This is a genomic window from Bacillus sp. FJAT-27225, from assembly GCF_001685025.1.
GTDB lineage: Bacteria > Bacillota > Bacilli > Bacillales > Cytobacillaceae > Bacillus_D.
The window spans coordinates 160,618-184,162 of record NZ_MAYU01000024.1 but is presented as its reverse complement, the minus strand read 5'-3'; the positions used below and the strand labels follow the sequence as shown (position 1 = coordinate 184,162).

Below are 23,545 nucleotides of genomic sequence, written 5' to 3'. Positions count from 1 at the left end.
AACACTGGTTGAGCACGGCTTATTGCAGTTCCGTTAATAAAATCCGGTAAAGCTTATCATCTTTCTCCATAGGATCACCGCGTCCGTCCGTATTATTGCTGACAAAATATAAATATTCACCATCAACAAGTACATCACGAATCCTGCCCAACTTGTTAATTAATACTCTGGTTGTATCAGCTTTTACATCGAATTCCCGAACAGCATTTCCTCTTAATGTCGCTACATATAACTTCTCTCCATCCGTACTCATGCCGGAAGGAGCCCAAGTCTCATTCCCTGAATGAAAGAGTGGGGTTTCCATTCCTCCCTGCTTTTCATCACCGGTGATAGTTGGCCACCCATAGTTTTTACCGGCTTCTATTCGGTTTATTTCGTCATGGGCGGACTGGCCATGTTCACTTGCATACATCGTTCCATCCGATAACCAGGCAATCCCCTGAGGGTTCCGGTGGCCATAACTATATACATAGGAATTGGAAAATGGATTGTCAGCCGGTATGCTGCCATCCAGATTCATGCGAAGGATTTTGCCGCCAAGTGTCGTGGGATCCTGGGCAGTTTCCGGCTTGGCCGCGTCCCCTGCAGTAACATACAGTTTTCCATCCGGCCCGATTTCAAGCCTGCCGCCATGATGAACCGGGCCGCTTGGCAAACCATCAAGAAGTGTTTCTTCCTCCCTCCAACCGGTGCCATCATAGCTTAGGACAATCACCCGATTCTTTTGGCCGACGGCATCATGATACGTGTAATAAGCAAAGGCAGAAGTCTGCTTTGGAAAGTCTGGGTGTAGGACAAAGCCAAGCAATCCGGCTTCGGAAGCATCCGAAAGTGTTTTCTTTAGTTCAACCTTTTGCCTTTCCAATTGACTATTTTCTATTTTTGCAATTGTGCCAGGCCTTTCGGTAATAAAAAACGTTTCACCTGACTTGGCTATCGACCACGGGACCTCCAGATTTTCGGCAAGAACTTCATACCCCTGGACACTGACTGCTTCATCGCCATTTTGAACCTTACCATTTGGCGTGACCCCATCGCTGTTTGATGTACATCCTGTTAAGACTGCCGCTGTGACTGCCAAAATGGAAATCCATTTTCTCATTGATACAGCTCCTCCCGCCTTCAATGTATAAGCCCTATCCCATCAAATTAATAGCCGTACGGTCGACCTTACTATTGGCCTAGCATCTTTACAATTGCATTTGCAACACCATTCTCCTCGTTTGTGGACGTAACTTCTGAACATAAAGCCTTTATTTCATTTGGTGCATTCCCCATCCCAACTGGCAGTCCAACCTTTTTAAACATCGAAACATCATTATAATTATCGCCGATAGCCATTGTCTCGTTTAGGGATATGCCCCGCTTCTTGGTAAACGCCTCAAGAGCAATCCCCTTTTGAGCAGTTAATGAAGTGATTTCAATATTTTCTGCTCCCGATGAACTAATTGCAATATCCGGGATACCGGCAAGAGCTGTTCTTGCGTTGGCGAGAGTGTCTGGATCAAGCGAAAACGCCAGAAATTTCAGGATTTCTGTATTTTCTTCCAAAAGAGGCGCATAACTTTCAACTTTTTTTACCAGCCCTTTATGAAACCTTTCTTTAGCAGCAGCAAGGACCTTTTCTACATCTGCTTCCGGATTGGCAGTCAAAAGGATATCGGACATGATGGTAACTGCCTTATCATAACTGTCGGTGAAAGTCCCTTTGCTTGTATACAGTTCAAAATACACTCCGCTCTCCTCAAGGCACTTTGCAATTTGTCTTACTTCAGCGTTGCCAAGTGGCTGGGAAGCAAGGACCATCCCCTCCTCGGACCGTATTTCTGCCCCGTTTACGCATATCATTGGGCAAACGATACCGGCCTCTTCAAGAACAAATTTGGCTTCCAGGTAGGAACGGCCGGTCGCAACAACAAACTCGACCCCCATACTCTGGGCTGCTTTAATTGCCTCGCAGTTTTCCTGAGTAATCTCCTGTCCCGATGTAAGAAGCGTCCCGTCCATATCAGATGCAATACACTTTATCATGATGTTATCTCTCCATTCGCAAGCGTCAATCCGCCTTTCTTTCCCTGCCATTCTACCGTATTTCTTTTTATCAATCCCGTTCCAGGACTCCCTGTTGGTGAAATCCCCGGCTGTCCCGCTTACCCGAGGTATTTTGATCCTTCCCTCCTGCTTAGTGAGGCAAGCTCAGTACTCAAGATAAACTTCTTCACTGATTCTGGATTTGATTTCGAATATTCCCGGAGCGCCCAGCCAATTGCCTTTTGGATAAAAAACTCCTTGCTGTACGCATTTTGACTGATGTATGTATACAATCGTTGTTCATCTGTCTCGTTTTTATATTTAAGTTGATGCAGGATAGCTGTACGCCGCAGCCACATATTTTCAGATTTTGCCCAATCGTCCATAACACTTTGGATTTCAGGATATTGTTTCGCTAGCATTCCAACTGGCTTCGTCGCAAGCGCATCAACTGTATCCCACCAGGATTTTTCGGTAAGCATCCATGTTAAAAGAGGAAGCGACTCAGTACCAAGCCTCTTGCAGAATTTCTCTATATAACCAAGCGCCACATATTGGTATTCACGCTCCGGCAGCTTCCATAATTCTTCGACAAATGACCTGTTAAAGGGTCTTTTTAACAGCCCCGTTTTTGTATAAAATTCCCGTTCTAGCATCTTACGTTCAGGCATTTTCAAACCCAGGAACGGAAATAAATCCTTCATGTACTTTTTCATGTTCTCCGCATTAACAGGGTTTCGGTGCTTCTCAAATAACGCGCGGATTTCTTTAAGCTCATCCATCCCACATACTCCCCCCCAGTTTTCCCTCTGGATTTATCCTTTCCAAACCTTTGTTATTCAGCCCTTTTTTACTGGACGAGAAACTCCTGGCAAAGGATTTTCTCATTTTCCTCATTATCTTTATACTCCTCATAAGGAATTCCGAGATTGGTATAAACACGATGCCAAAACCTGACTGCAGGCTGATTTCGTTCAAGCTGGGCAACAAAGTAACTGCCTGGTTTTTGTTCAAATAGAAGCTGTGCCGTTCTCAATCCAACCCCTCTTTTTCTGAATCGCTTATAAATAAAAAAATCATTAATGAGATAATCAATTTTCTTGGTAAATGGAGGCTCGAGCAGGAGGATAAATCCGGCTTTTTCACCGTTTGCTAGAATAAAATACGGGTTGACTCCTTCCTTCTCCCAAAGCAGTGAGAATGAATCAAATTCATAGGTTCCCTTACTATTTTCCCTAAGGGAATCCGAAAAGGCCGATAAATCATGCAAATAAAGAGCATACATATTTTTTATAATTTCGGCATGGTCACATTCCGCCTTTATCAAAGTAATGTCCATTATTCCACTCCTAAATAGTTTCTATTTCTATTTTATCATTTATGGAACTTTGCATGATTCCCGAATTGGTTGCCAAACTACTAAGGAAGCTTGAGGGGGTGAGGAAGGTGACTAAAAAATTCAACAAGGGGAGCAATAATCAAAACTCTCCGGAGGCTGGACATAATCAAATGGACATCGCTCTTGAAAACAGTGGGGATAATAGCAAGGGGAATGTGCGGGGCAAAACCCAGAACACTAAATCAAAATAACAGAGGGTCATAAAAAATGCCCGGCTGCAGATGTCTGCTGCGGCTCGGGCTTATCTTGTTATACTCATTGATGATAATCCTCCCAAACTTGTTGATATATTTCGTGGGCCGTATCCGAAAATGCAAAGTCAATCAACGCGAGAAATATCCAAAACACTTTTTTGATCCAAATAACCTCTATCTGTGCAGTAAACAGCGCAAGGACGATGGAAACGAGAACAACAAACGTGAACACCCTTTTGCGGGTATTGCCCTTGCTTTCCGCCATGTTAACACCTCCTTTTTGCTTCGGAACTTCCTAATTTCTCCACTAACCCCTCCTTGTGAAATATTGAACAATATTTTTCCATTTAAGACCAGCACATGTAAACGTGCTGGCCTTATGTCTATACCTTATTTACGTATTGTTTCCTGTTTGGTTTCAACTTGATGCAATTAAGTTAATCCTTTGGCTGCTGATAAATATTCGTCCTCATGGTTGGGCCTTCGTCTTTTTCCCCGTAAAACTCTTCCTGTAAAGAAAGATTGGCCTGCTCCGTTTTATTTTTTGGGGTGGCATCACCCTGATTGGCACTGTTGCCGCCTGTCAATTTTTTATCCAATTCAAGATTCGTTTCAATCGCTTCATTTTTATTTTCTTTGGCCATATAGATCCCTCCTTCGTCTTATCCTAAGTTTTCTCGTTTCCTTGTTGATTCAAACCCTGACATTTCTCCATTAATGAGGAAAAAAGGGTGAGGAAAATCGAAACACCACTTTCTAAAGCTCCCTGAGGACCTGGAAGCTTTTAATGCCTCGATATCTCGTCTGGAACCAGTTTCCCGAAAGGAATGTTTTGAAAGAATTGCGGGAATTTAGGCCCCTCGCTGATGCTTCATTAACGCAATAGGGACACTGCTCAGCACTGGTTGCTGTACTTCGCAACAGCCTCGGCCGGGAAGACGATCTGGAGTTTGCAGCTTACTTTGAGAATGAATAACAAAGAGTGCGTGCAGGAAGTTGATAACCCGCACGCACTCTTTGAGTAACTAGAAGCACCTGAAGGAACGGATTCTCCTTAGGTCTGTTCCATAAAATGACCAGCGCCCTCTTCTCCAACGCCAACCAGCAACGGATGTCCTTCCTACAAATATTGGGAAGAACCAGAAGCTGTTGCCATTATTCAGCCAAATGAATGTGTAGCGGTGAAGGCAAAACCTAATCCCTCCCGGGTCAACCGCGAACGTAGCCTGGGATTCCAGCGGTGTCGCAAAGGGAGGCGGTCCGGATGGTGGTCCATCCTGGCCTCCTCCTGGAAAGCCTCCTCCACCTGGGAATCCTCCTCCGCCCGGGAATCCCCCTCCGCCCGGGAATCCTCCTCCGCCTGGGAACCCTCCTCCACCTGGGAATTGCTGAGACTGTCTTACATCATCTTGTTCCTGACCGGGAACATACCCGTATGGATAGAAATTATTAGTGTAATCCAATGTAATTCCTCCTTGAGTTTTATCCTTAGTGGACTTTTACCTCTGCCATAGTACGAATTTGGCCAGCAACCTTATCACGGATTGAATCTACCTTTTTAAAATCCATGGCAGGTATATAAATTGCTTCCAATTCATCATGCAGCTCTTTGGCTCTTGCCAAATGGGAAGTTGCTTCCTTCATTTTTGCCTTATACCTTCCTGCAATCGACTCAAGCCTACCCGCAAAAATCTCATCCGTTGCAGGCGCTATCAAGAGCTCATACATATCAATGATTTCATCTCCATCACGGCTCGGAAAGTATTCATGTGGGGAGGTACTGTCAAAAATGGCAATTCCAATCTCACGGAAAATAACCATGTCGAGACTGTGTGGATCAAAGCCACAATGGTAAACCTCAACGTCAATACCCCGGTCTTCTGCACCTTTAGCAAGTTTCTTTAGCATTGTGGACTTGCCGCTGCCAGGACGGCCCTTGATAAAATATCTCTTTTGTATATCCTCGGTAAGGCTTGGAACAAAGTCTACGGCACCTGCAGGCGTAGCCGCACCGAGGAATCTGTGGCGGACGTCGCTTGATTTATTTAGCTTGATTTTTCCAAAAAACTGATCAATCAGCTTTCCAGTCAGTTCGTCTGCCTTTTGGAAATCCATACTTTGTATATAAATCAATTCCCATTCATCGTGGATTTCGAGCGCATCCTTAAAAGTTGAATACGCCGTCTTAAAGGCTTCTGCAATTTTCTTGTTTAACCCGAGAATTTTGTCTTTTTGCAGCTTTAGAGCCGATGAGTCCCATGCTTCACCAAGATTTATATATTCTTCAATTGCCCCGGGTGCTGATGGCTCAATTACATGTGGATATGTTCCGTCTACAATACCAACCTTTAACGCTGGAATAATGACACCATCAATCGATTGATTATCTGATGAGCAATGAAGAAGCTCAATGTCTAAGCCCCGCTCGGTCCACTCCCTGCCAATTGCCTTCATTAAGGAAGATTTACCCGTCCCAGGCCCGCCCTTTAGGATGAACAGCTTTTCAAGTCCCTGCAGATTGGAGTCATACAAACTGTGAAAGCCCCTTGCCGTATTTCCACCGGCAAAGTAATTCCTAATCTTTCCCGCCACTTGCACACACCCCTTATTTAAACAAATAGATTGTTTCACCCACTATCGTATGCACGAATCCGCCCATGGGTGAATGCCCACATGGTGAAAGATTTTCACCAAAAACCAACATTCACCGCAACGAGTTTAAAACGAAATATCCCGGGAATAGTAGCTGTAACAACGCATTCTCCGCCCCGGGGCGGTTCACATATATATTAAGGAAAGGACTCCGATTCTGGAGTCTTTTTCTGCATAAAGTGAAAATCCATCAGTGATTTTTGCTAATGGTTAGTTAAACCAATCGGGCATTAAGGAACTTTTAGCCTCTGAAATAGGCTTACTGATCCTTAATGCGGGATAAAAAAGTTGCATTTCATCCGTGGATACGGACATGATAAACTCATTTGAAAAACAATTAATGGAGGAGTATGATGAGGGACGTAACACTTGAACAGATTTTCAGGCACCACATTGCTCAAAAATACTTGAACCGTTCAGGAATGGCCCATGCTATTGCGGTTGCCTATCATGCTTTCAGTTTGGCAAAAGACCACGGCCAAGACGTAGACATTGCAGCAAAAGCTGGGTTTCTTCATGACATGGGCCACTACACCTGGTATCGGAATGGCAAGTGGGATTATGATTTATACAAGAAGAATGATATTCATGCCATTAAGGGCGCCGAACGGGCACACAAGTTATTAATTAGACTTGGTGAAAATCCTGTTAAGGCGAAGACTATAGCATTGGCAATTTTGTTTCACACCGATTCTTTCCTGCCAACAAACGATATTGTCAGAACCCCCCTTCAGCAAATCGTTAAATGGGCGGATGAAAAGGATGAGGAGGAAGGTGGGGCACATCATTACAGGAAAATCGAGTACGACAGAGCATTGAATAGCTTAATACGTCTGGATTCTCGAATTGATGAAGAACTGCAAAAAGAAAACCCTGACCAGGCCTCTTAGGAGGAGATCAGGGTTTCTTATTATAAAAAACTCACTGCCATTCTTACATTCCTCTGAGTTTTAAAGGAATCGGTCAGCCAAATTTCGAGAAATCGGGGTATTTCCTAGGGAATAACTGCTGCTTTTGTCGAACAAAGTAGTATAAAGAAATTCCAAAAAAAACTGATATTAAAGTATGTACGTTAAATCTTATTTAGTTAAGTTTACTACCTCTGCACAAACGCTATCTACGAGCGTATCAGGGGAAAGTTCAATTTGCACGCCTATCTTGCCGGCGCTGACAATGATAGTTTCCTGTTCTTGAGCCTTGCTGTCCATAAAAGTCCTGTACAGCTTCTTCATACCAATTGGCGAGCAGCCGCCCCTGATATAGCCTGTAAGCTTTTGTATATCTTTAACGGGTACCATTTCAACCTTTTTCTCCCCTGCTGCCTTGGCCGCCTTTTTCAAATCAAGCTCTTCTGCTACAGGAATGATAAACACAACTATCTCCTTTGATGTCCCTTGGGCAACCAATGTTTTGAACACTTGCCCAACTGTTCGGCCAATTTTTTCAGCTACTGATATGCCATCGATTTTTCCATCACCCGTTTCATAGGAGAGCATGGAATAATCGGCCTTTTTTGAATCCAGAATTCTCATTGCATTTGTTTTCCCGACTGACATAACGGTTCAACTCCTTATAATCAAAAGCATAAGCGCCTTCGAGGCTTGTGGTAAGAGCACCTGCCTCTGCAATCATTATGCTGTCGAAGCCACTTCCTTATGTAACAGGCACAAATTGGGGTTGGTAGACCAAAATTCCTTCCCCGAGGGCGAATAATAATTCACTAAATTGGGTTTTGTGGATGAATCTCCCTCCGACCGTTCACGATTAATCCACAAACCTGGGTTTCGTAGATTAATCTCCCTTCAACCCAACACGATTAATCCACTAAACTGGATTTCGTAGATTAATCTCCCTTCAACCGAACATGATTAATCCACTAAACTGGGTTTCGTAGATTAATCTCCCTTTACCAAACCACGTTTAATGCACAAATTTCACGAAAGAGTTATCCATAGTCGTAAAATTCTATAGTCTGGTTTATTAAGAAAAAAAGGATTCGGCATCATCCCGAATCCTTTGCGTTCTATTATATAGAATACCTTCTTCATTCAAAATTTGAAGCGGAAATTATAAATTAGTGACAATATAATTATTGAAACCAGGCCTGGAACCATCGGGTTGACGCTACAGCATAGTCAGCACGCGTTACCTTTTTAGCTGGCTCAAACACCGCTTCAATCGTCGGCTTCAGATCAAAGGCTCCCTGTTTTACACTGTATTTGACGTTTAGAATATTAAGGGCAATGGCAGCCTGGACATATCCCTTCAGGTCGGCGGGAATACTGCCACTATCCTTCAGTACAATTCTTTCCCCATTATAAAGGAACGTTACATCTCCTGAATGCCCCTTGGCAAGTTCCTGCTGGCCCAATGCCTGAACGAGCGAGTATGCCAGTTCTGCCCGTGTAAACGTGCCATTTGGATTGAAGTTGCCATTGGAGTCAAGGCGCATGACTCCATTTTGTGAAATTAAACCATCCTTAATAGCTGCACCCTTTGCTATGGCTGCAAGTGCGTATGGAAGGTCAGCAGCAGCTACATCCTTTGCAGACCCTGACAGATTCTGGCGAATGCCTGCTCCCATAACAAGGTAACGGGAAAGCTCTTTTCGGAGAAGATACTGGTCTGGCTTGAAAGTTCCGTCGGTATAGCCATCCATTAACCTTTCACTGACCGCCATCTGAATTGCGGAGGCTGCAGCATGGCCGGAGATATCATTGAGCCCTGAATATCCGTTTACCTTTGTAAATGCAAGGGAACCTGTCATGGTTTCAGGCAATGCAAGCCCGATCGGATTCAGTTCATTTCCTCTTAAGCCCCTAACCTCTGCTTTCCATGTCCCTGCCTTTGGTGACGTAACTGAAACCGTACGGTCCGGATAAAGGGCAAATAGGAGATTAACTCCTGAGCTATACTCCGTTCCATCTGGCGCAATTAAAACCAGATTAACTGGGTTGCCTGTCTGTCCCAACAGTCCATAGGCATCAATTCTTGCTGTAAGCTGGGAAACCCCTTCCGAAACAGTAAATTTATGTTGGGTTGGAACTATAGGGTTATATATCACTTCGAATGGGACCCGATCTATTTTTGTATTGACGTTACTATTAAACGTTTGGTTTTCATTTACTGTTTTCCCGTACGTTTTGCCAAACAAGACCGCTTCCAGGGCAGCATACGCATTAACATAGCCCGAACCTGCTTCCCACGTTTCGTATCCTGGCATGTTGGTCGCAGTGTCCTGAAGGATTTTCTTAATTTCATCCGGTGAAAGCGCAGGGTCAGCTTCCAGCATTAATGCTACGATACCTGCTACATGAGGGGTTGCCATAGATGTACCGCTCATCGATGTATAGAAAGGCAAATAGGCTGGTTCAATCATGTTAGCGTCATCTGTAATTGCAAGTGAAGAAACTGGTGCAAGTACCCTCGTTGAGATAATGTTTACACCAGGAGCCGTAATGGTTGGCTTGTCTTCCCAGGTGTAGGTTTCGCCACCTATTTCAAATGTGCCGCCAACACCTTTAGTGCCTCTTGATGAGAAATCTGCCAATGAACCATCTTTTTCACCTGCGGCAACCGAGATCACCCATGGAGCTTTCGCATAAGGGTTATGGGTATTTTCTGCTGGCCCTTCGTTACCTGCAGCAAAAAGAACCGTAATGCCGCGATCGTGGGCCGCCTTTGATGCAATATTGATTGGATCATTCGGGTCAAAGGCTCCCGATCCGCCCCATGAGTTCGTAATAACACGGATATTGTATCTTGATTGGTTGGTAATCGCATAATCAAATCCGCCGATTCCATCAAGAACGAGCAAGGCGGCACCCGAGCCATATCCAATCAAATCTGCACCGGGAGCAACGCCTTCATACTTACCGCTTGAACTTGCCCCAGTACCTCCTACTGTACCGGCTACGTGCGTGCCATGGCCTGAATTTGTGTCTGTATTTACTACATTTTCAAGGTACGATACTGGCAGAATCCCGGGTGCAAGCGAAGCTAGATTGATGCTTCCAAGGACGTTTTGAACAAGGTTTTTGCCAAATTCATGGTCGCGGTGGGTTCCATCCACCCCGCTGTCATTGATAACAACTCCAACACCCTTTCCCGAAAGAGGGAAGCCTCCATTTGCCTTTTGCATGGCTGCATCCGTCTTGGCCTTATCCACGCCAGTTAATGCTGTTGAGTCATAGTTATAGTATTCAAGCTTGCGATTCAAGTAGAGGGACTTTACGCCTTCGGATGATGCCAGCTGCTTAATCTGGTCTTTTGTGGCAAGTACTCCTGCGATCGGCAGTGACTTCATCGTTACACCGGTCGAAATTCCAAGCTTCTTAAGCAGGTCCAACTGTGGAGTTGACGGTCCACCTTCTCCTTCAAAGGTTACAATAACCTGGAGACTGCCGGTTGCTGTTTCAAGTGCTTTTTCCAGGTGGCTGTCGACTACGGCAGGAAGAAGTGCCGCTTTTGTTTTCGTAAAACCAGGTGCAAATAATGAAAGTAATAATAACAAACTGACAATGACGGATACCCATTTTTTCATTATGCTTTCCCTCCTAAATTTATTTCGTTTCCCACTATGATTATCGTAAAAATCCGAACGGTCTACTATTCAGCAAACGGCGTAATTTGTTTTTGAAAAAGTACTATTTTGATGTCATACGAAAGTTATAGATAAAAAACCGTCTATATCCCTGGTAGTAGAAAATCCCCGCTTTGGCAGCGGGGATCTCTGATTTAGTTAGTTTTACTGAGCGGCAGGGTGATAGCTGGAGAAATAACGAGTAATCGCCACTGCGTAATCAGCTCTAGTTACTGTTTTGCCCGGGTCAAACTTTGCAGTAATAGTTGGTTTAAGATCAAAAGGTCCCTGGACAACTGAAAAGTAAGCGTTCAATATATTCATATCAAGGGCGAGTTGGACATGTCCCCTCAGCTCTGCCGGGATAGAAGAGGCATCCTGGATTGGCACCCTCGTACCATTGTACTGGACTGTCAGTACTTGCCCTTTTAATTCCCCAGCCTCTTTCTCTAGTCCCAACGCCTGAACGAGTGAGTATGCCAGCTGAGCACGCGTGACCTTTTCATCCGGTGCGAATTTTCCTGCGGCTGCCAGAAGCATAACGCCTTTATCATCCTGATTAACGTCCTTCAATGCTGCTCCTTTGCCAAGGACCGCTTCAACAAATGGCAGATCTGCTGATTTGATGTCTGATACACTGTTTACACCTGTTATAGGGAGCTGTTGCCTTACCCCGGCCCCCATTACGAGGTAACGGGCTAGCTCAGACCGCTTCAATGGTGCATCTGGCTCAAAGTTCTTTGTATTTTTTCCGTCAATTAATCTCTTGGATACAGCAAGCATGATAGCGGATTCGGCAGGATGTCCCGCAATATCATTCAGTCCTGTATAACTGCCCGCCTGTTTTGAAACAACCTCGATAGCAAGCGTTTCAGGTAGTGCCAGTGCTCCTTCAAGGCCCTCTACACTTACTTTCCAGGTACCGGGCTGTGGGTTTACAACTTGGACTGTGCGGTCAACATATAACGGGAAGAGCAGGTAAATCCCTGATGTATATCTCGTTCCATCTGGCGCAGTCAAGACGAGGTTTACCGTATTGCCGGTCTGGCCAAGCAGCCCATAGGCATTCGTACGGGCAACCAGCTCAGTTAAACCTGCAGGAACATTAAATGAAGACTCATTCGTTAGCGCCAGAGGGCTATAATCCAATGAAATCTGCTGGCTCTTGGTACTCATTTGTGCTGTAGAATTAAAAACGAGATTACTGTTCAATGTTTTTCCATAGGAACGGTTGTTTAATGCCGCATCAACTGCCGCGTATGCATTGACATAACCTGCACCCACTTCCCAGCTTTCATGGCCTGGCATATTGGTTGCAGTTTGTTCAAGTATTTGTTTTACCTGAAGTGGATTCAAGGCAGGATTGGCATCAAGCAATAGTGCAACAATTCCTGCAACATGCGGTGCAGCCATCGATGTACCACTCATTGTTGTATAATATGGCAGATAAGCCGGAGGGATAAGGTTGATGTCATCAGTTGCACCGAGAGCTGCAACTGGTGCAAGAACACGGGTAGAGATGATCGTTTGCCCTGGTGCTGTGACAGTTGGGCGATCCTCCCACTTCCATGTCTCAGAGCCAACCAGAACCGTACCTCCCTTGCCCTTTACACCCCGGGATGAAAAATCGGCAAGCTGGCCTTGCTTTGTCCCGGCTGCCACCGTGATAACCCATGGAGCTTTCTTATAGTTCCCTGATATGGTAGAGTCCCCAGGTCCTGAATTCCCTGCTGAAAATACTGTAACAATCCCTCTATCATAAAGCTTCTTGGTAGCAATATTGATTGGGTGATATGGATCAAAATCTGTACCCGCGTCACCGGTATCACCCCATGAATTCGTTATTACACGGATATTGTATTCTGCCTGGTGAGTTAGGGCATAATCAAAACCGCCAAGTGTATCAAGCATGGCAACAGCTGCCCCGGAGCCATATCCAATTAACTTGGCACCAGGTGCAACCCCTTCATATTCTCCTTTTGACATTGCACCAGTACCTCCGACAATACCAGCAACATGTGTCCCATGGCCAGAGGTTGAATCTGTATTTGGCACATTTTCAACCCAAGTAACTGGTAATAGTTCACTCAGTGCGTTTAGGTTTGTTGCCCCCAGGACATTTTGGACAAGATGGCCCCCAAACTGGTGGTCTTTATGTGTCCCATCAACACCGCTGTCATTAATGACAACCCCCACACCCTGCCCGTTAACAGGAATGCCACCGTTCTGCTTTGTAAAGGATGCCTCAGTCCTTAACCTGTCTACCCCTGTTAATTCCGTTGCTTCCTTATTTTCGTACTTTAGTTTTTTATTTGGATAGATCGATAAGACCTGTTCATGCTGGGCAAGCTTTTCGATCTGGGTCTTTGTCGCAAGTACCCCCGCAATTGGAAGTTCTTTTAATACAACCCCTTTCTCAAGCCCAAGAGAGTTCAAAAGCGTAAGAACTTTTGATTGTGTAACAGTATCATCATCTTTAAATGTAACAATCACTTGCTGGGGCTCGAGGCTCCCTGCAAGTTTGGATAAAAGTCCTTTTTCAATCACAGCTCCGCCGGTTGCAGCGGCCTTGCCCGGAACAGCTTGGAAACTACTGAAAAAAATACTGGCTATAAGCATAAAAGACAAAATCAATGATTTCCTTTTCACTATTATGACCTCCCGTCCAACTTATTAACTCTATTATTACATTAACTAAATTGGAGTCCTATTCTACACAGGGAATATTTGCGGCTGCAAAGGTACTAACTTTTAATAAGCCTAAAGTAGTAGACATCAAAAAACGCCCCGTTTAAGCAGGGCGTTACCCAAATAGTTTCGTTAAGGGAGAGGAACAAGCTGGTGCTGAACCGCATAGATAACAACCTGTGAACGGCTCTTCACGTCAAGTTTCTTGAAGATTTTGCTGACATGAATTTTAACTGTTTTATCACTGATGAATAGAGCCTGGGCAATTTCCTTATTATTCATCCCTTGGACGAGGCACAGCAGGACTTCCTTTTCCCTTTCGGTCAATGAACTATCCTTGGATTCCTTCGGAGGTTCAGGCTGGGGCTGGTTAAAGCTTAGAAATTTCTTTGTCATTGAAGGAGCAATTACTGATTGGCCCCTTGCAACCGATCGAATTGCCTCGACAACGTGCTGGGAAGGAGCATCCTTTAGAAGATAGCCATCTGCCCCTTCACGGATGGCCGACATAAAATATTCATCGTGGTCGAACATCGTAAGGACGAGTATCTTTATTTGAGGGAACTCTCTTTTCAATATCCCGGTTACTTCAATGCCGTTCTTATCTGGTATATTAATATCCATTAAAATGACATCCGGCATGATTTCAGGAACCTTTGACAGTGCGTCCTCCCCTGAAATTGCCTCACCTACAACTTCTATATCTCCTTCAAGTGCAAGGATATTTTTCAGACCATCGCGTAGTACCGCATGATCATCGACCAGCATGAGCCTTATCATCTACAATTCCCCCTTCTATGCCTAAACGCGGGACAGTCAATGAGATTTCTGTCCCCGCGCCTTCTTTACTGTCAACCTGGAGGGAGGCCTTGATTTTTTCAGCAGCCTCATTCATATGGAGAATTCCAAAATGAGGCTCATTCCTTGCCTTGATCATGGCCTGGAACAATGAAAAACCAACCCCATCATCTTTAATTTTCAAAAAGACATTCTCCCTCTGGTAGCTGAGCATCACCTCAATCTTTGATGCCTTTGAGTGTTTTATTGCGTTTTGGACGCTTTCCTGAAAAATATCAAAAATAACCTTTTCTGTCATTGAGCTTAATGGAAACTCCACTCCCCTTTTTTGAAGTTCAATATGAATGGAATGTTCTTTTTCAACTGCTTTTATCCGTGACTCAATTGCCGTCAGAAGGCCAACCCTCTCGGTTGGATAGGGCCGGAGCGCATAAATGGACTCCCTGACCTCCCTTAGGCTGATGCGGAGTTTTTCTGTACTCTCCTGGATCAGCCTTAATGAATCGTCAGGTGCTTTAGAAAATTTCCTTTCTGCTGTATCCAGGTTCAATACCGCGCCTGCAAGTGTCTGAGCCACCCCATCATGGATGTCCCGGGCAATCCGGTTCCTTTCCTCCAAAATCAGTCTCTTTTCTTCCTCTGAAAATAGCCATTTTGTTTTTATAAGTACGGCCAGCTGGTTCGCAAGTGTTACTGCTGATTGAACATCCTCTTCGGTGAAGCTTTTCGTCCTGCTTCGGCCAAAGACAAATAACCCGACAAGCTCTTCATCGAGCAAAAGCGGCGCGTACATTTTCGACCGGATTTCTTTATGAAAAAAAGGAGAAGCGGGACCGGCCTCACGTTTCGAATTAAGGTAAATTACGAACCTTTTGACAGAATCAAGTCCTTTTGAGTCGTCCTCATTTAACTCAACTGCTTCATTAATAAGACCGGTTGAGAATATGCGTTTCCAGCGGCCATTTTCTTTTGTCCATAAAATGCAGGCATCGACATCGATAAATTCGGGGAGATTCTCAACAAGGAAATCAAGCCAATTATTCGAGGCAATTTGTTTGTTCAATTCTGAGGAAATACTAAATAATGCTTTTAGCTTTGATTTTTCCTTTCTCAACCTGACTATAATTGAACTGAGCAATGCCAGCCCAACCAGGGGAGCAAAGAAGAAAAAAAATGTGATCACATCGATTTCGCCGCGATTTTGGTTGCCCAGAACCACAAACAAAACGAGATATACATACGATATCGCCAGGCTGTTCAATTCCTGGAGGGTCTTTTGCCGCCACATTTTTTTTGTGTAAGGCTGGGGCCGAACAAACAAAATGAAATCCACAAGCAGATTATTTAAAATATAAAATGGCACAATCGCCGTTGAAATATAAAGAAGTCCTGCTACCACAGCCGGTTTTGCGTCAAAGTTACCAATCCTGGCGGCCAGTTCCGAAAACTGTATGGCTCCGTAAAAGCTGATGACCAATTGGGCAGGATTAAAGCAAACAATCCTGAGGGGCCTTCTTTTTACTATATTTATGGCCAATACAATGATTCCGAAAGTCCAGATAGCATATTCCAAACTGTGCATAACATGTATCGCATAAACAATCGGGAATGAAATCGTCGTAAATCCCCGCCAGACAGGCATTGGATAAACTTCAACCACCCAAAGGAATGCTGCTAGAAGGACAAATATCATCCACTCACCTGGAATCCCTGTTCCTGGGAAGGTGAGGAGAAGGATTAACCCTCCGGCCACTGATATTCCTGCCATCGACAGTCGTGCTATTCCTTCCTTCCGCTGGACCAGCCCACTTCCAGACATCCTCGTCACCCCACAATAACCACATTTCTCAATTTTCTGTTAATTACACTGTAAGTCAATTTCGCGTTTTTGTACATTAAAAAAGCTCTTTTCTATGCTGAAAAGAACCCTTTGCTGCCTTCATTATGTGGTCTATCAATAGTTTTAGTGGTGAAATGAAAAACCCAGACCGGCCAAATGGAATTCCACTGTCCGATGCTGGGACACAAACCTTATAGGTTTGTTTGGCTTAATTATGGCAAATCCATTCTTTTCTTACTATTCAGCAAAAGCCATATTTTAAGTACTACTTTAGTAGTATAATTTATTTTACTAAAGCTGAACCCCTAAGACACTCTCACTTCATGCCGTGACATCGTACTCTCCCCTGAAAGATCTGCTACCCGTTCTGAAACCTAAAGAATGAACCAACTTTAAACAAATGAAAGGGATTATCATTTGCCACAAAATAGATAGAAATCCACTTGCCCTTTGTCACCTGATTGTCAATGAATGGCAAGAGTCACAGATTGTTTTTGTAATAAACTTAAAGTGTATTTAAAAGAACATTACTATGTATGAATACTTTATTTATGCCAATTTTCATTTGTGAAATTTATCACAATTACTATTTTTTAAGAGGGTGACCATATGATGTACGATTTAGTCCTTTTACACGCACCAAGTGTTTATGATTTTAGGGAAAACTCCCTGCTGGCAGGCCCAATCAGCGATGTTGTCCCATCTTCCCCAGTTTTCGAAATGTACCCTATCGGAATTACGTCGATAGCCGATTATCTGGAGCGTTATGGTTTAAAGGTAAGAATCATCAATATTGCCAACCGGATGCTGATGGATCCTAAATTCAACGTTGAGAAAAAGCTGAAAGGCATTAAGTCCCGTGCTTTTGGAATTGATCTTCACTGGCTTCCACATGCACATGGGAGTATTGAACTCGCTAAGATCGTAAAAAGGCTCCACCCGGATACCCCTATCATGTTTGGTGGCCTATCCTCTACGTATTACCATAAAGATTTGATTGAATATCCATGCATTGATTTTGTCATGCGTGGTGACTCAACCGAGAAGCTTGTCCTCATGCTTATGAACAAACTGGAACTTGGCAACACTCATTATGAGGATATACCAAACCTTACTTGGAAACGCGGCACTGAAATTGGGTTTAATCCTCTTTCCTATGTACCTAAAGACCTGGATGAATTCGATGTACCCGGCTATCGATACGCAATTAAGTCTGTTTTTAAATATAAAAACTTCATGGATCCCCTCCCGTATAATGGCTGGCTGCAATACCCGAACACTGCCATTCTGACGGCCCGTGGATGTACGCAAAATTGTTTGATTTGCGGAGGCTCCAAGGACGGTTATGACCAGAACTGCAACCGAAAATCCCTTGCGCTCAGGTCCCCGGAAAAATTGGTCGATGATATTCAGTTTATTCAGCGCTTCAGCCGCGCGCCTATTTTTATTCTCCATGATATTCGGCAAGGAGGCAAAAAATATGTGGAAGAGTTTTTCAGCAGACTGAAACAAATAAAACTAAAGAATGAACTAGTGTTTGAGCTATTTCAATATGCAAATGAAGATTTCTTCAAACAAATCAATGATGCAGTGCCCAATTACAGTATTGAGCTTACCCTGGAAACACACGACGAAAAAATTCGCCGCTATAACGGGAAATTTCATTGTACAAACAAAAAGGTAATTGAAACATTGCGGTCTGCATTGAAGCATGGCTGTAAGAAAGTCGATTTGTTCTTCATGATCGGCATCCCGCATCAAACATACCAAAGTGCTTTGGAAAATGTTGATTTTGCCGAGAGGATTCATCTCGAATGCGGACAGGATTCACGCCTGTTCTATTTCGTGGCACCGCTTGCCCCATTCCTGGATCCGGCAAGCGCCGCGTTTGAAAATCCCGAGCTATACGGCTACAAAAAACTGTGCCATACTCTTGAAGACCACCGCAAGGCCATTACCCAGCCTTCCTGGAAGCATATGCTAAGTTATGAAACCGTAGACATGACAAGAGACGATATTGTAAATGCAACATATGATTCAGCCAAGCTCCTGAACGAATTTAAACTGAAGTACAACTTAATTAGTCAGGCCGGATATGAAGATATCAAAAACAAAATAGAAAAATCCCAGGAATATATCATACGCATTGACCATTTGCTCACGCTCCCCGAGGACAAATATCAAATTGAATTAGCCACAATTAAGAAGGAAATTGAAGAACTCAATAAACACAGTATCTGTGGAAGCAATGAGCTAAAGTGGGAAGTTCAAAAGAATTACGCAAATTTCTTCTCGCTTGCCATGGTTGGCCTTGAACAGCTTTATCAGGATTATTCAAATAATGTCCGTTCACGCCTGCAGCCAAAAATTCGTCATGAGGTGAATCTTGACGCGTAAAGCTCCGGAGCCCATTTATGGGCTCTTTTTTCGTCGTTTCTCATTTTTGACACGGCGTTTTATCTGTTGAATTCCTTAATCAAAAAGGTGCAGGCTTATACCGGCACCCCATAATAAACAAGTTTATACAAGCTCCTGATTCTTCGTTTCCTTTCCAAGGAATAATACCGCTGCAGCACCCATTAAAATCGATATACAGAAAACTGTAAAAATAACCTGGATGGATGCACCCTGGGCGGACAAATACGGAACTAGCAGCGGCCCGAGCACCCCGCCAATCCGGCCAACCGACGCCGCCATTCCGGTACCGGTACCCCTAACAACGGTTGGGTACTGCTCTGGGGAATAGGCGTATAACGCTCCCCAAGCCCCCAAGTTAAAGAAGGACAGAAAGGCTCCAGCCACGAGCAGCATTGTAAGTGAGTCGCTTGTCCCAAAGAAAAAGGCACTGACAGCCGTTCCGGCAAGATAAACAATTAGAACGAATTTCCTGCCTATTTTTTCGATAAAATACGAAGCTGTGTAATAACCAGGTAGCTGGGCAAGGGTCATAATTAAGACATATTGAAAACTCTGAACCATACTGTAGCCTTTTCCAATTACAACGCTTGGAAGCCAAAGAAACATTCCATAATAGGAAAACACAACACAAAACCACACAATCCACAACATTGCAGTCTGGCGCCCATACTCTTTGGACCAAAGAGTTTTTATTCCTTCTAGAACAGTTGGTTTTTTTGTTATCTCGCCAGACTGGAAGCGAGGTGAGTCGGGTAGGTGGACTCTTAAATAAATCGCATATAAAGCTGGTATTGCACTAATAATAAGGGCTATTTGCCAGCCGAATTCCGGAATGATGAAGTAGGAAATGACAGCTGCAATCAGCCAGCCCCATGCCCAAAAGCTTTCAAGGAGGACGACAATTTTCCCTCTCCTATCTGCAGGAACACTTTCGGAAACAAGTGTTGAGGCGACAGGAAGTTCTCCTCCAAGCCCCATGCCGATAAGAAAGCGAAGAATAAGGAAAATACCCAGTGAAGTTGTGAAAGCAGAAAGTCCGCTGCCAATTGAAAAGAAAAGAAGTGTAATGATTAAAACATTTTTTCGCCCGATTCGGTCCGCAAACAATCCAAAAACAAGTGCGCCCACAGCCATACCAATGGAATTGACGCTTCCTATCCAGCCCATCTGTTCAGGAGTCAAATTCCAATCGGCTTTCAAAGCTGCAATAATAAAAGAAAGCATGCCCACATCCATTGCATCGAACATCCAGGCAAGGCCGGCAATTCCAAGCAGTTTCCTTTCTGAAATATTCTTTTGTTTAGCCATACTGATCCCCACATTTCTGTATCATTCTTTTAGTAGTATCTTTCCCAGAAAGGTATATTTACCTTAAACCTCTTTATTATAACAGGTGTCAAGACAGGTGGCTATTTAAAATTTATAGTTTTCATATTGTCTATTCTACACAAATAAACCCATCTCACTTGGAGATGGGCTTATGTTAATGGCCGCCAAGATAGGCCATCTTAATTTGTTCACTCTCGTTCAACTCCGCTGCTAAGCCGGATAGAACAACTTTTCCTGTTTCAATGACATAAGCGCGATGTGCGATGGACAAGGCCATATGCGCATTTTGTTCCACAAGAAGGATGGTTGTACCTGTTTCATTGATTTCGCTTATAATTCGGAAAATCGTTTTTACAAGGAGAGGCGCGAGCCCCATTGAAGGTTCATCCAGCAGAAGCAATCGAGGTCTTGCCATTAATGCCCTCCCCATTGCAAGCATTTGCTGTTCGCCGCCCGAAAGTGTCCCGGATTGTTGTTTACGACGCTCCTCAAGGCGTGGGAAAAGTTCAAAAACCTTTTGAAAATCTTCTTTAATACCTGCTTTATCCTTCCTAAGAAAAGCACCAAGTTCAAGATTTTCTTCAACTGTCATATTTGAAAAAACCCGCCGGCCTTCAGGGACATGTGAGATTCCCATCTTTACGATGGTTTGAGCTGCTTTTCCGGAAATGGACTGGTTTTGGAACTCTATTTTACCCTGTTTCGGCTTCAGCAGCCCGGAAATTGTTTTAAGGAGCGTGCTCTTGCCGGCACCATTCGCACCAATGAGTGTAACAATTTCCCCTTCATTTATTTCGATCGAGACGCCTTTTATTGCCTGGATATTTCCATAGTAGACATTGATTCCATCGACTTTTAACATTAGGATACGACCTCCTCGCCCAAATACGCCTCAATGACTTTTGGATTATTCCTGATTTCCTCAGGTGTTCCTTGGGCAATCAACTGGCCATGGTCAAGGACGTATATCCGTTCACAAACCCCCATAACAAGTCCCATATCATGTTCAATAAGCAACACTGTCAGGTGGAATCGGTTCCTAATAAAAGCAATCAGATTCATCAGGTCTCTTGTTTCCTGCGGATTCATTCCCGCGGCTGGTTCATCCAAAAGAAGAATTTTCGGGTTCGCGGCTAGAGCCCGAGCGATTTCCAGCCTCCGCTGCTGTCCATAAGGAAGGTTCTTAGCCTTTTCGTTCCTGTACTTTTCAAGCCCAAAGATTTTCAGGAACTCTACTGCCTTTTCATCCATTTCCTTTTCACCATCAAAATGTTTGGGCAGGCGGAAAATCGAACTTGGAATGCCGTGTTTCGCAAGCGAGTGATACGCAACTTTTACATTATCTATCACCGAGAGTTCCCGGAAGAGGCGGATGTTCTGGAATGTACGGCTTACACCCTTTCTCGTAATTTTAAAAGGTGGAAGCTTGTTCAGCTTTTCACCGTCAAGTACGATTTCGCCTTCTGTCGGAACATATACTCCTGTAAGAAGATTAAAGAAGGTTGTTTTTCCCGCCCCATTGGGGCCAATTAAGCCAACCAGTTCTCCCTGGAACAATTCAACATTTACATCCCATACCGCTTTTAGGCCCCCAAAACGGATCCCGGCATTGGCGACTTTAAGCAACGGTTTGTCCTTTGTCATCACTATGCCCTCCTTCCTGGTTTTTCGCCTTTTTAAAGAATGAAGTTATTTCTCTTGTTCCCATGAGTCCTTGTGGACGATAGATCATTGTCAGGATAAGAACAAGGCTATAGATAATCATCCTTGTGTCGGCATAGGACTGAAGGGTTGTAGAAATGATTGTTAAAAGAATTGCGGCAATAACTGCGCCTGATAGGCTGCCAAGCCCGCCCAGAACCACAAATATCAAGATATCAAAGGATTTTAGAAAGCCGAAGTTTGACGGCTGGATGATATAGAAATTATGGGCAAACAGCGCCCCAGCCACGCCGGCAAAAAAAGCTCCAATTGCAAAGGCAACGACCTTGTAATAAGTCGTGTTTATCCCCATTGCATCAGCCGCTGTTTCATCTTCTCGAATTGATATACAAGCACGCCCATGGGTCGAATTTGTGAAGTTTACAATGACTATGATTGTGATAAGCACACAGGCAAACGTCCAACCCCAGGTGCTCATCTGAGAAACCTGCATACCACTTGCGCCGCCAACATAATCTATGTTCAATAGTGTAATCCTGACTATCTCACCAAAGCCCAATGTAGCGATTGCAAGGTAATCCCCCTTAAGCCTCAGGCTGGGAACCCCAATAATCAGACCAAAAATCGCTGCGACAAGCCCTCCTGCCAAAAGTGCTGCAATGAACGGAAGCTCAAACTTCATTGTTGTGATTGCCGACGCATAGGCACCGACCGCCAAAAATCCCGCATGGCCGATTGAAAACTGGCCTGTAATCCCAATAATGAGATGGAGGCTTGCTGCCAGCATAATATTAATGCCAATTGTAATGAGAGTATTAATATGAAAAATATTCAGCGTACCGCCTGTAATAAGAAACTGGATGACTGTAAAGATAGCGAAGGACACGGCAAGCGAAATCCAAAAAACCTTTGATCGTTTTAAAGTAGCCATGCTGATCTCCCTCCTATACTTTCTCTCTCACGTTTTTACCGAACAGCCCAGCTGGGAGGAAAATCAGGATTAGGATCAGGACAATGAAAGCAACACCATCACGCCAGAGGGAATAGCCAAGTGCACTGACAAGGGCTTCAATGACTCCAAGCAGGAGGCCGCCAACCATCGCGCCCGGAATAATTCCAATTCCCCCCAGGACCGCCGCGACAAATGCCTTGAGTCCGGGAATGATCCCCATGAGCGGTTCGATTTTTGTATAGTACGTCCCAAATATCACTCCTGCTGCACCTGCAAGAGCAGATCCAATCGCAAATGTAGCCGAAATCGTGTTATTCACGTTGATTCCCATCAGCCTTGCAGCATCCGCATCGTGGGAAACAGCACGCATCGCCTTGCCAATTTTCGTTTTATGAACAATAAATTGAAGAATAATCATAAGTGCAACCGAAACCCCAAGAATGAACAAAGACTGGCTGCCAATTGACAAACCAAAAATATTGATCGTTTCTTTCGGAAGGACATCCGACGGATAGGCCTCAGGCTGGGCCCCCCTAAAATAAATAACGCCATATTCAATTAGGAGTGATACACCAATTGCTGTAATTAATGCCGCAATTCTCGTTGCATTCCTCAAAGGCTTATAGGCAATCCTTTCGATTAATACACCAAAAACTGAACAGACGGCCATTGATAGGATCAGCGCAGGGAAAAATGAGAGTTCAAGGATTGTTATCGAATAAAATCCGACAAACGCACCTACCATGAATATATCTCCATGTGCAAAATTAATTAATTTAACAATTCCGTATACCATCGTATAGCCAAGCGCAATCAGGGCATAAATGCTCCCAAGTGATATTCCGTTTATCAGCTGCTGTACGAATTCCATTATTAACTCCCCTTGAGGTACTTTAGTCGTATAGAAGCACACCCTCCTTAAGGAGGAATGAACCTTTTCCCGCTATTGTTTCTGCTTTACGCCGAAATAGGGGGACATTGCCCCCTATTCCTCTTCCTT

The 23,545-nt window shown here is 44.1% G+C and carries 21 protein-coding genes; 3 read left to right on the top strand and 18 right to left on the bottom strand.

The window, feature by feature from the left end:
- Window positions 1-19: 19 nt before the first annotated feature.
- From A8F94_RS21920 to A8F94_RS21905, 4 genes are all read right to left on the bottom strand, one after another.
- Window positions 20-1,102: a PQQ-dependent sugar dehydrogenase gene (locus tag A8F94_RS21920; protein ID WP_066205715.1), complete on the bottom strand. Its 1,083-nt coding sequence runs from the start codon at window positions 1,100-1,102 to the stop codon at window positions 20-22.
- A 71-nt stretch (window positions 1,103-1,173) separates the two neighbouring features.
- A complete protein-coding gene (locus A8F94_RS21915; RefSeq protein WP_066205712.1) occupies window positions 1,174-2,031 on the bottom strand; it encodes a Cof-type HAD-IIB family hydrolase in 858 nt (285 codons plus the stop codon).
- Between the two features lie 119 nt (window positions 2,032-2,150).
- Window positions 2,151-2,813: a DNA alkylation repair protein gene (locus A8F94_RS21910; RefSeq protein WP_066205709.1), complete on the bottom strand. Its 663-nt coding sequence runs from the start codon at window positions 2,811-2,813 to the stop codon at window positions 2,151-2,153.
- Between the two features lie 68 nt (window positions 2,814-2,881).
- The gene (locus A8F94_RS21905) at window positions 2,882-3,370 is read right to left on the bottom strand and encodes a GNAT family N-acetyltransferase (protein WP_066205706.1); all 489 of its coding nucleotides are present in this window, start codon (window positions 3,368-3,370) and stop codon (window positions 2,882-2,884) included.
- 107 nt (window positions 3,371-3,477) lie between these two features.
- On the opposite strand from A8F94_RS21905, the gene A8F94_RS25970 reads away from it, so the two are divergent.
- The gene (locus A8F94_RS25970) at window positions 3,478-3,621 is read left to right on the top strand and encodes a hypothetical protein (protein WP_175384494.1); all 144 of its coding nucleotides are present in this window, start codon (window positions 3,478-3,480) and stop codon (window positions 3,619-3,621) included.
- A gap of 64 nt (window positions 3,622-3,685) precedes the next feature.
- On the opposite strand, the gene A8F94_RS21900 is transcribed toward A8F94_RS25970, so the two are convergent.
- The 4 genes from A8F94_RS21900 to A8F94_RS21885 form a co-directional block, all read right to left on the bottom strand.
- Window positions 3,686-3,889, bottom strand: a complete 204-nt coding sequence (locus A8F94_RS21900; protein WP_066205700.1) for a hypothetical protein — start codon at window positions 3,887-3,889, stop codon at window positions 3,686-3,688.
- 172 nt (window positions 3,890-4,061) lie between these two features.
- Complete coding sequence (locus A8F94_RS21895) at window positions 4,062-4,268, bottom strand: hypothetical protein (RefSeq protein ID WP_066205697.1); 207 nt, start codon at window positions 4,266-4,268, stop codon at window positions 4,062-4,064.
- A gap of 381 nt (window positions 4,269-4,649) precedes the next feature.
- Window positions 4,650-5,087 carry a hypothetical protein gene (locus A8F94_RS21890; protein ID WP_066205696.1) on the bottom strand — a complete coding sequence of 146 codons (438 nt, stop codon included), beginning with the start codon at window positions 5,085-5,087 and terminating at the stop codon, window positions 4,650-4,652.
- A gap of 25 nt (window positions 5,088-5,112) precedes the next feature.
- On the bottom strand, window positions 5,113-6,216 hold the full coding sequence (locus A8F94_RS21885) for a PRK06851 family protein (protein WP_066205693.1): 1,104 nt from the start codon (window positions 6,214-6,216) through the stop codon (window positions 5,113-5,115).
- Between the two features lie 413 nt (window positions 6,217-6,629).
- Between A8F94_RS21885 and A8F94_RS21880 the strand changes: the two genes are divergently transcribed.
- Window positions 6,630-7,166 carry an HD domain-containing protein gene (locus A8F94_RS21880; RefSeq protein ID WP_066205688.1) on the top strand — a complete coding sequence of 179 codons (537 nt, stop codon included), beginning with the start codon at window positions 6,630-6,632 and terminating at the stop codon, window positions 7,164-7,166.
- 189 nt (window positions 7,167-7,355) lie between these two features.
- Here A8F94_RS21880 and ybaK read toward each other — a convergent pair whose 3' ends face one another.
- From ybaK to A8F94_RS21855, 5 genes are all read right to left on the bottom strand, one after another.
- Window positions 7,356-7,832 (bottom strand): Cys-tRNA(Pro) deacylase, encoded by a 477-nt coding sequence (gene ybaK / locus A8F94_RS21875; protein ID WP_066205683.1) that lies wholly within the window; start codon window positions 7,830-7,832, stop codon window positions 7,356-7,358.
- A gap of 533 nt (window positions 7,833-8,365) precedes the next feature.
- Window positions 8,366-10,819: a S8 family serine peptidase gene (locus A8F94_RS21870; RefSeq protein ID WP_077247860.1), complete on the bottom strand. Its 2,454-nt coding sequence runs from the start codon at window positions 10,817-10,819 to the stop codon at window positions 8,366-8,368.
- Window positions 10,820-11,023: 204 nt separating this feature from the next.
- Window positions 11,024-13,507: a S8 family serine peptidase gene (locus A8F94_RS21865; protein WP_254660927.1), complete on the bottom strand. Its 2,484-nt coding sequence runs from the start codon at window positions 13,505-13,507 to the stop codon at window positions 11,024-11,026.
- 171 nt (window positions 13,508-13,678) lie between these two features.
- Window positions 13,679-14,326: a response regulator gene (locus A8F94_RS21860; protein WP_066205680.1), complete on the bottom strand. Its 648-nt coding sequence runs from the start codon at window positions 14,324-14,326 to the stop codon at window positions 13,679-13,681.
- Complete coding sequence (locus tag A8F94_RS21855) at window positions 14,301-16,163, bottom strand: GAF domain-containing sensor histidine kinase (RefSeq protein WP_066205677.1); 1,863 nt, start codon at window positions 16,161-16,163, stop codon at window positions 14,301-14,303. The genes A8F94_RS21860 and A8F94_RS21855 overlap by 26 nt, the downstream gene beginning before the upstream one ends.
- Before the next feature lie 630 nt (window positions 16,164-16,793).
- On the opposite strand from A8F94_RS21855, the gene A8F94_RS21850 reads away from it, so the two are divergent.
- Window positions 16,794-18,581: a TIGR04190 family B12-binding domain/radical SAM domain protein gene (locus A8F94_RS21850; protein ID WP_066205674.1), complete on the top strand. Its 1,788-nt coding sequence runs from the start codon at window positions 16,794-16,796 to the stop codon at window positions 18,579-18,581.
- Between the two features lie 123 nt (window positions 18,582-18,704).
- Here the strand turns inward: A8F94_RS21850 and A8F94_RS21845 are convergent, their stop codons facing one another.
- From A8F94_RS21845 to A8F94_RS21825, 5 genes are all read right to left on the bottom strand, one after another.
- Window positions 18,705-19,910 (bottom strand): MFS transporter, encoded by a 1,206-nt coding sequence (locus A8F94_RS21845; protein WP_066205671.1) that lies wholly within the window; start codon window positions 19,908-19,910, stop codon window positions 18,705-18,707.
- 175 nt (window positions 19,911-20,085) lie between these two features.
- Window positions 20,086-20,793 (bottom strand): ABC transporter ATP-binding protein, encoded by a 708-nt coding sequence (locus tag A8F94_RS21840; protein WP_066205666.1) that lies wholly within the window; start codon window positions 20,791-20,793, stop codon window positions 20,086-20,088.
- On the bottom strand, window positions 20,793-21,575 hold the full coding sequence (locus A8F94_RS21835; protein WP_066205663.1) for an ABC transporter ATP-binding protein: 783 nt from the start codon (window positions 21,573-21,575) through the stop codon (window positions 20,793-20,795). The genes A8F94_RS21840 and A8F94_RS21835 overlap by 1 nt, the downstream gene beginning before the upstream one ends.
- Complete coding sequence (locus tag A8F94_RS21830; protein ID WP_066205660.1) at window positions 21,550-22,524, bottom strand: branched-chain amino acid ABC transporter permease; 975 nt, start codon at window positions 22,522-22,524, stop codon at window positions 21,550-21,552. Before A8F94_RS21830 ends, A8F94_RS21835 begins: the two co-directional genes overlap by 26 nt.
- A 13-nt stretch (window positions 22,525-22,537) precedes the next feature.
- Window positions 22,538-23,416: a branched-chain amino acid ABC transporter permease gene (locus tag A8F94_RS21825; RefSeq protein ID WP_066205656.1), complete on the bottom strand. Its 879-nt coding sequence runs from the start codon at window positions 23,414-23,416 to the stop codon at window positions 22,538-22,540.
- Window positions 23,417-23,545: the final 129 nt, after the last annotated feature.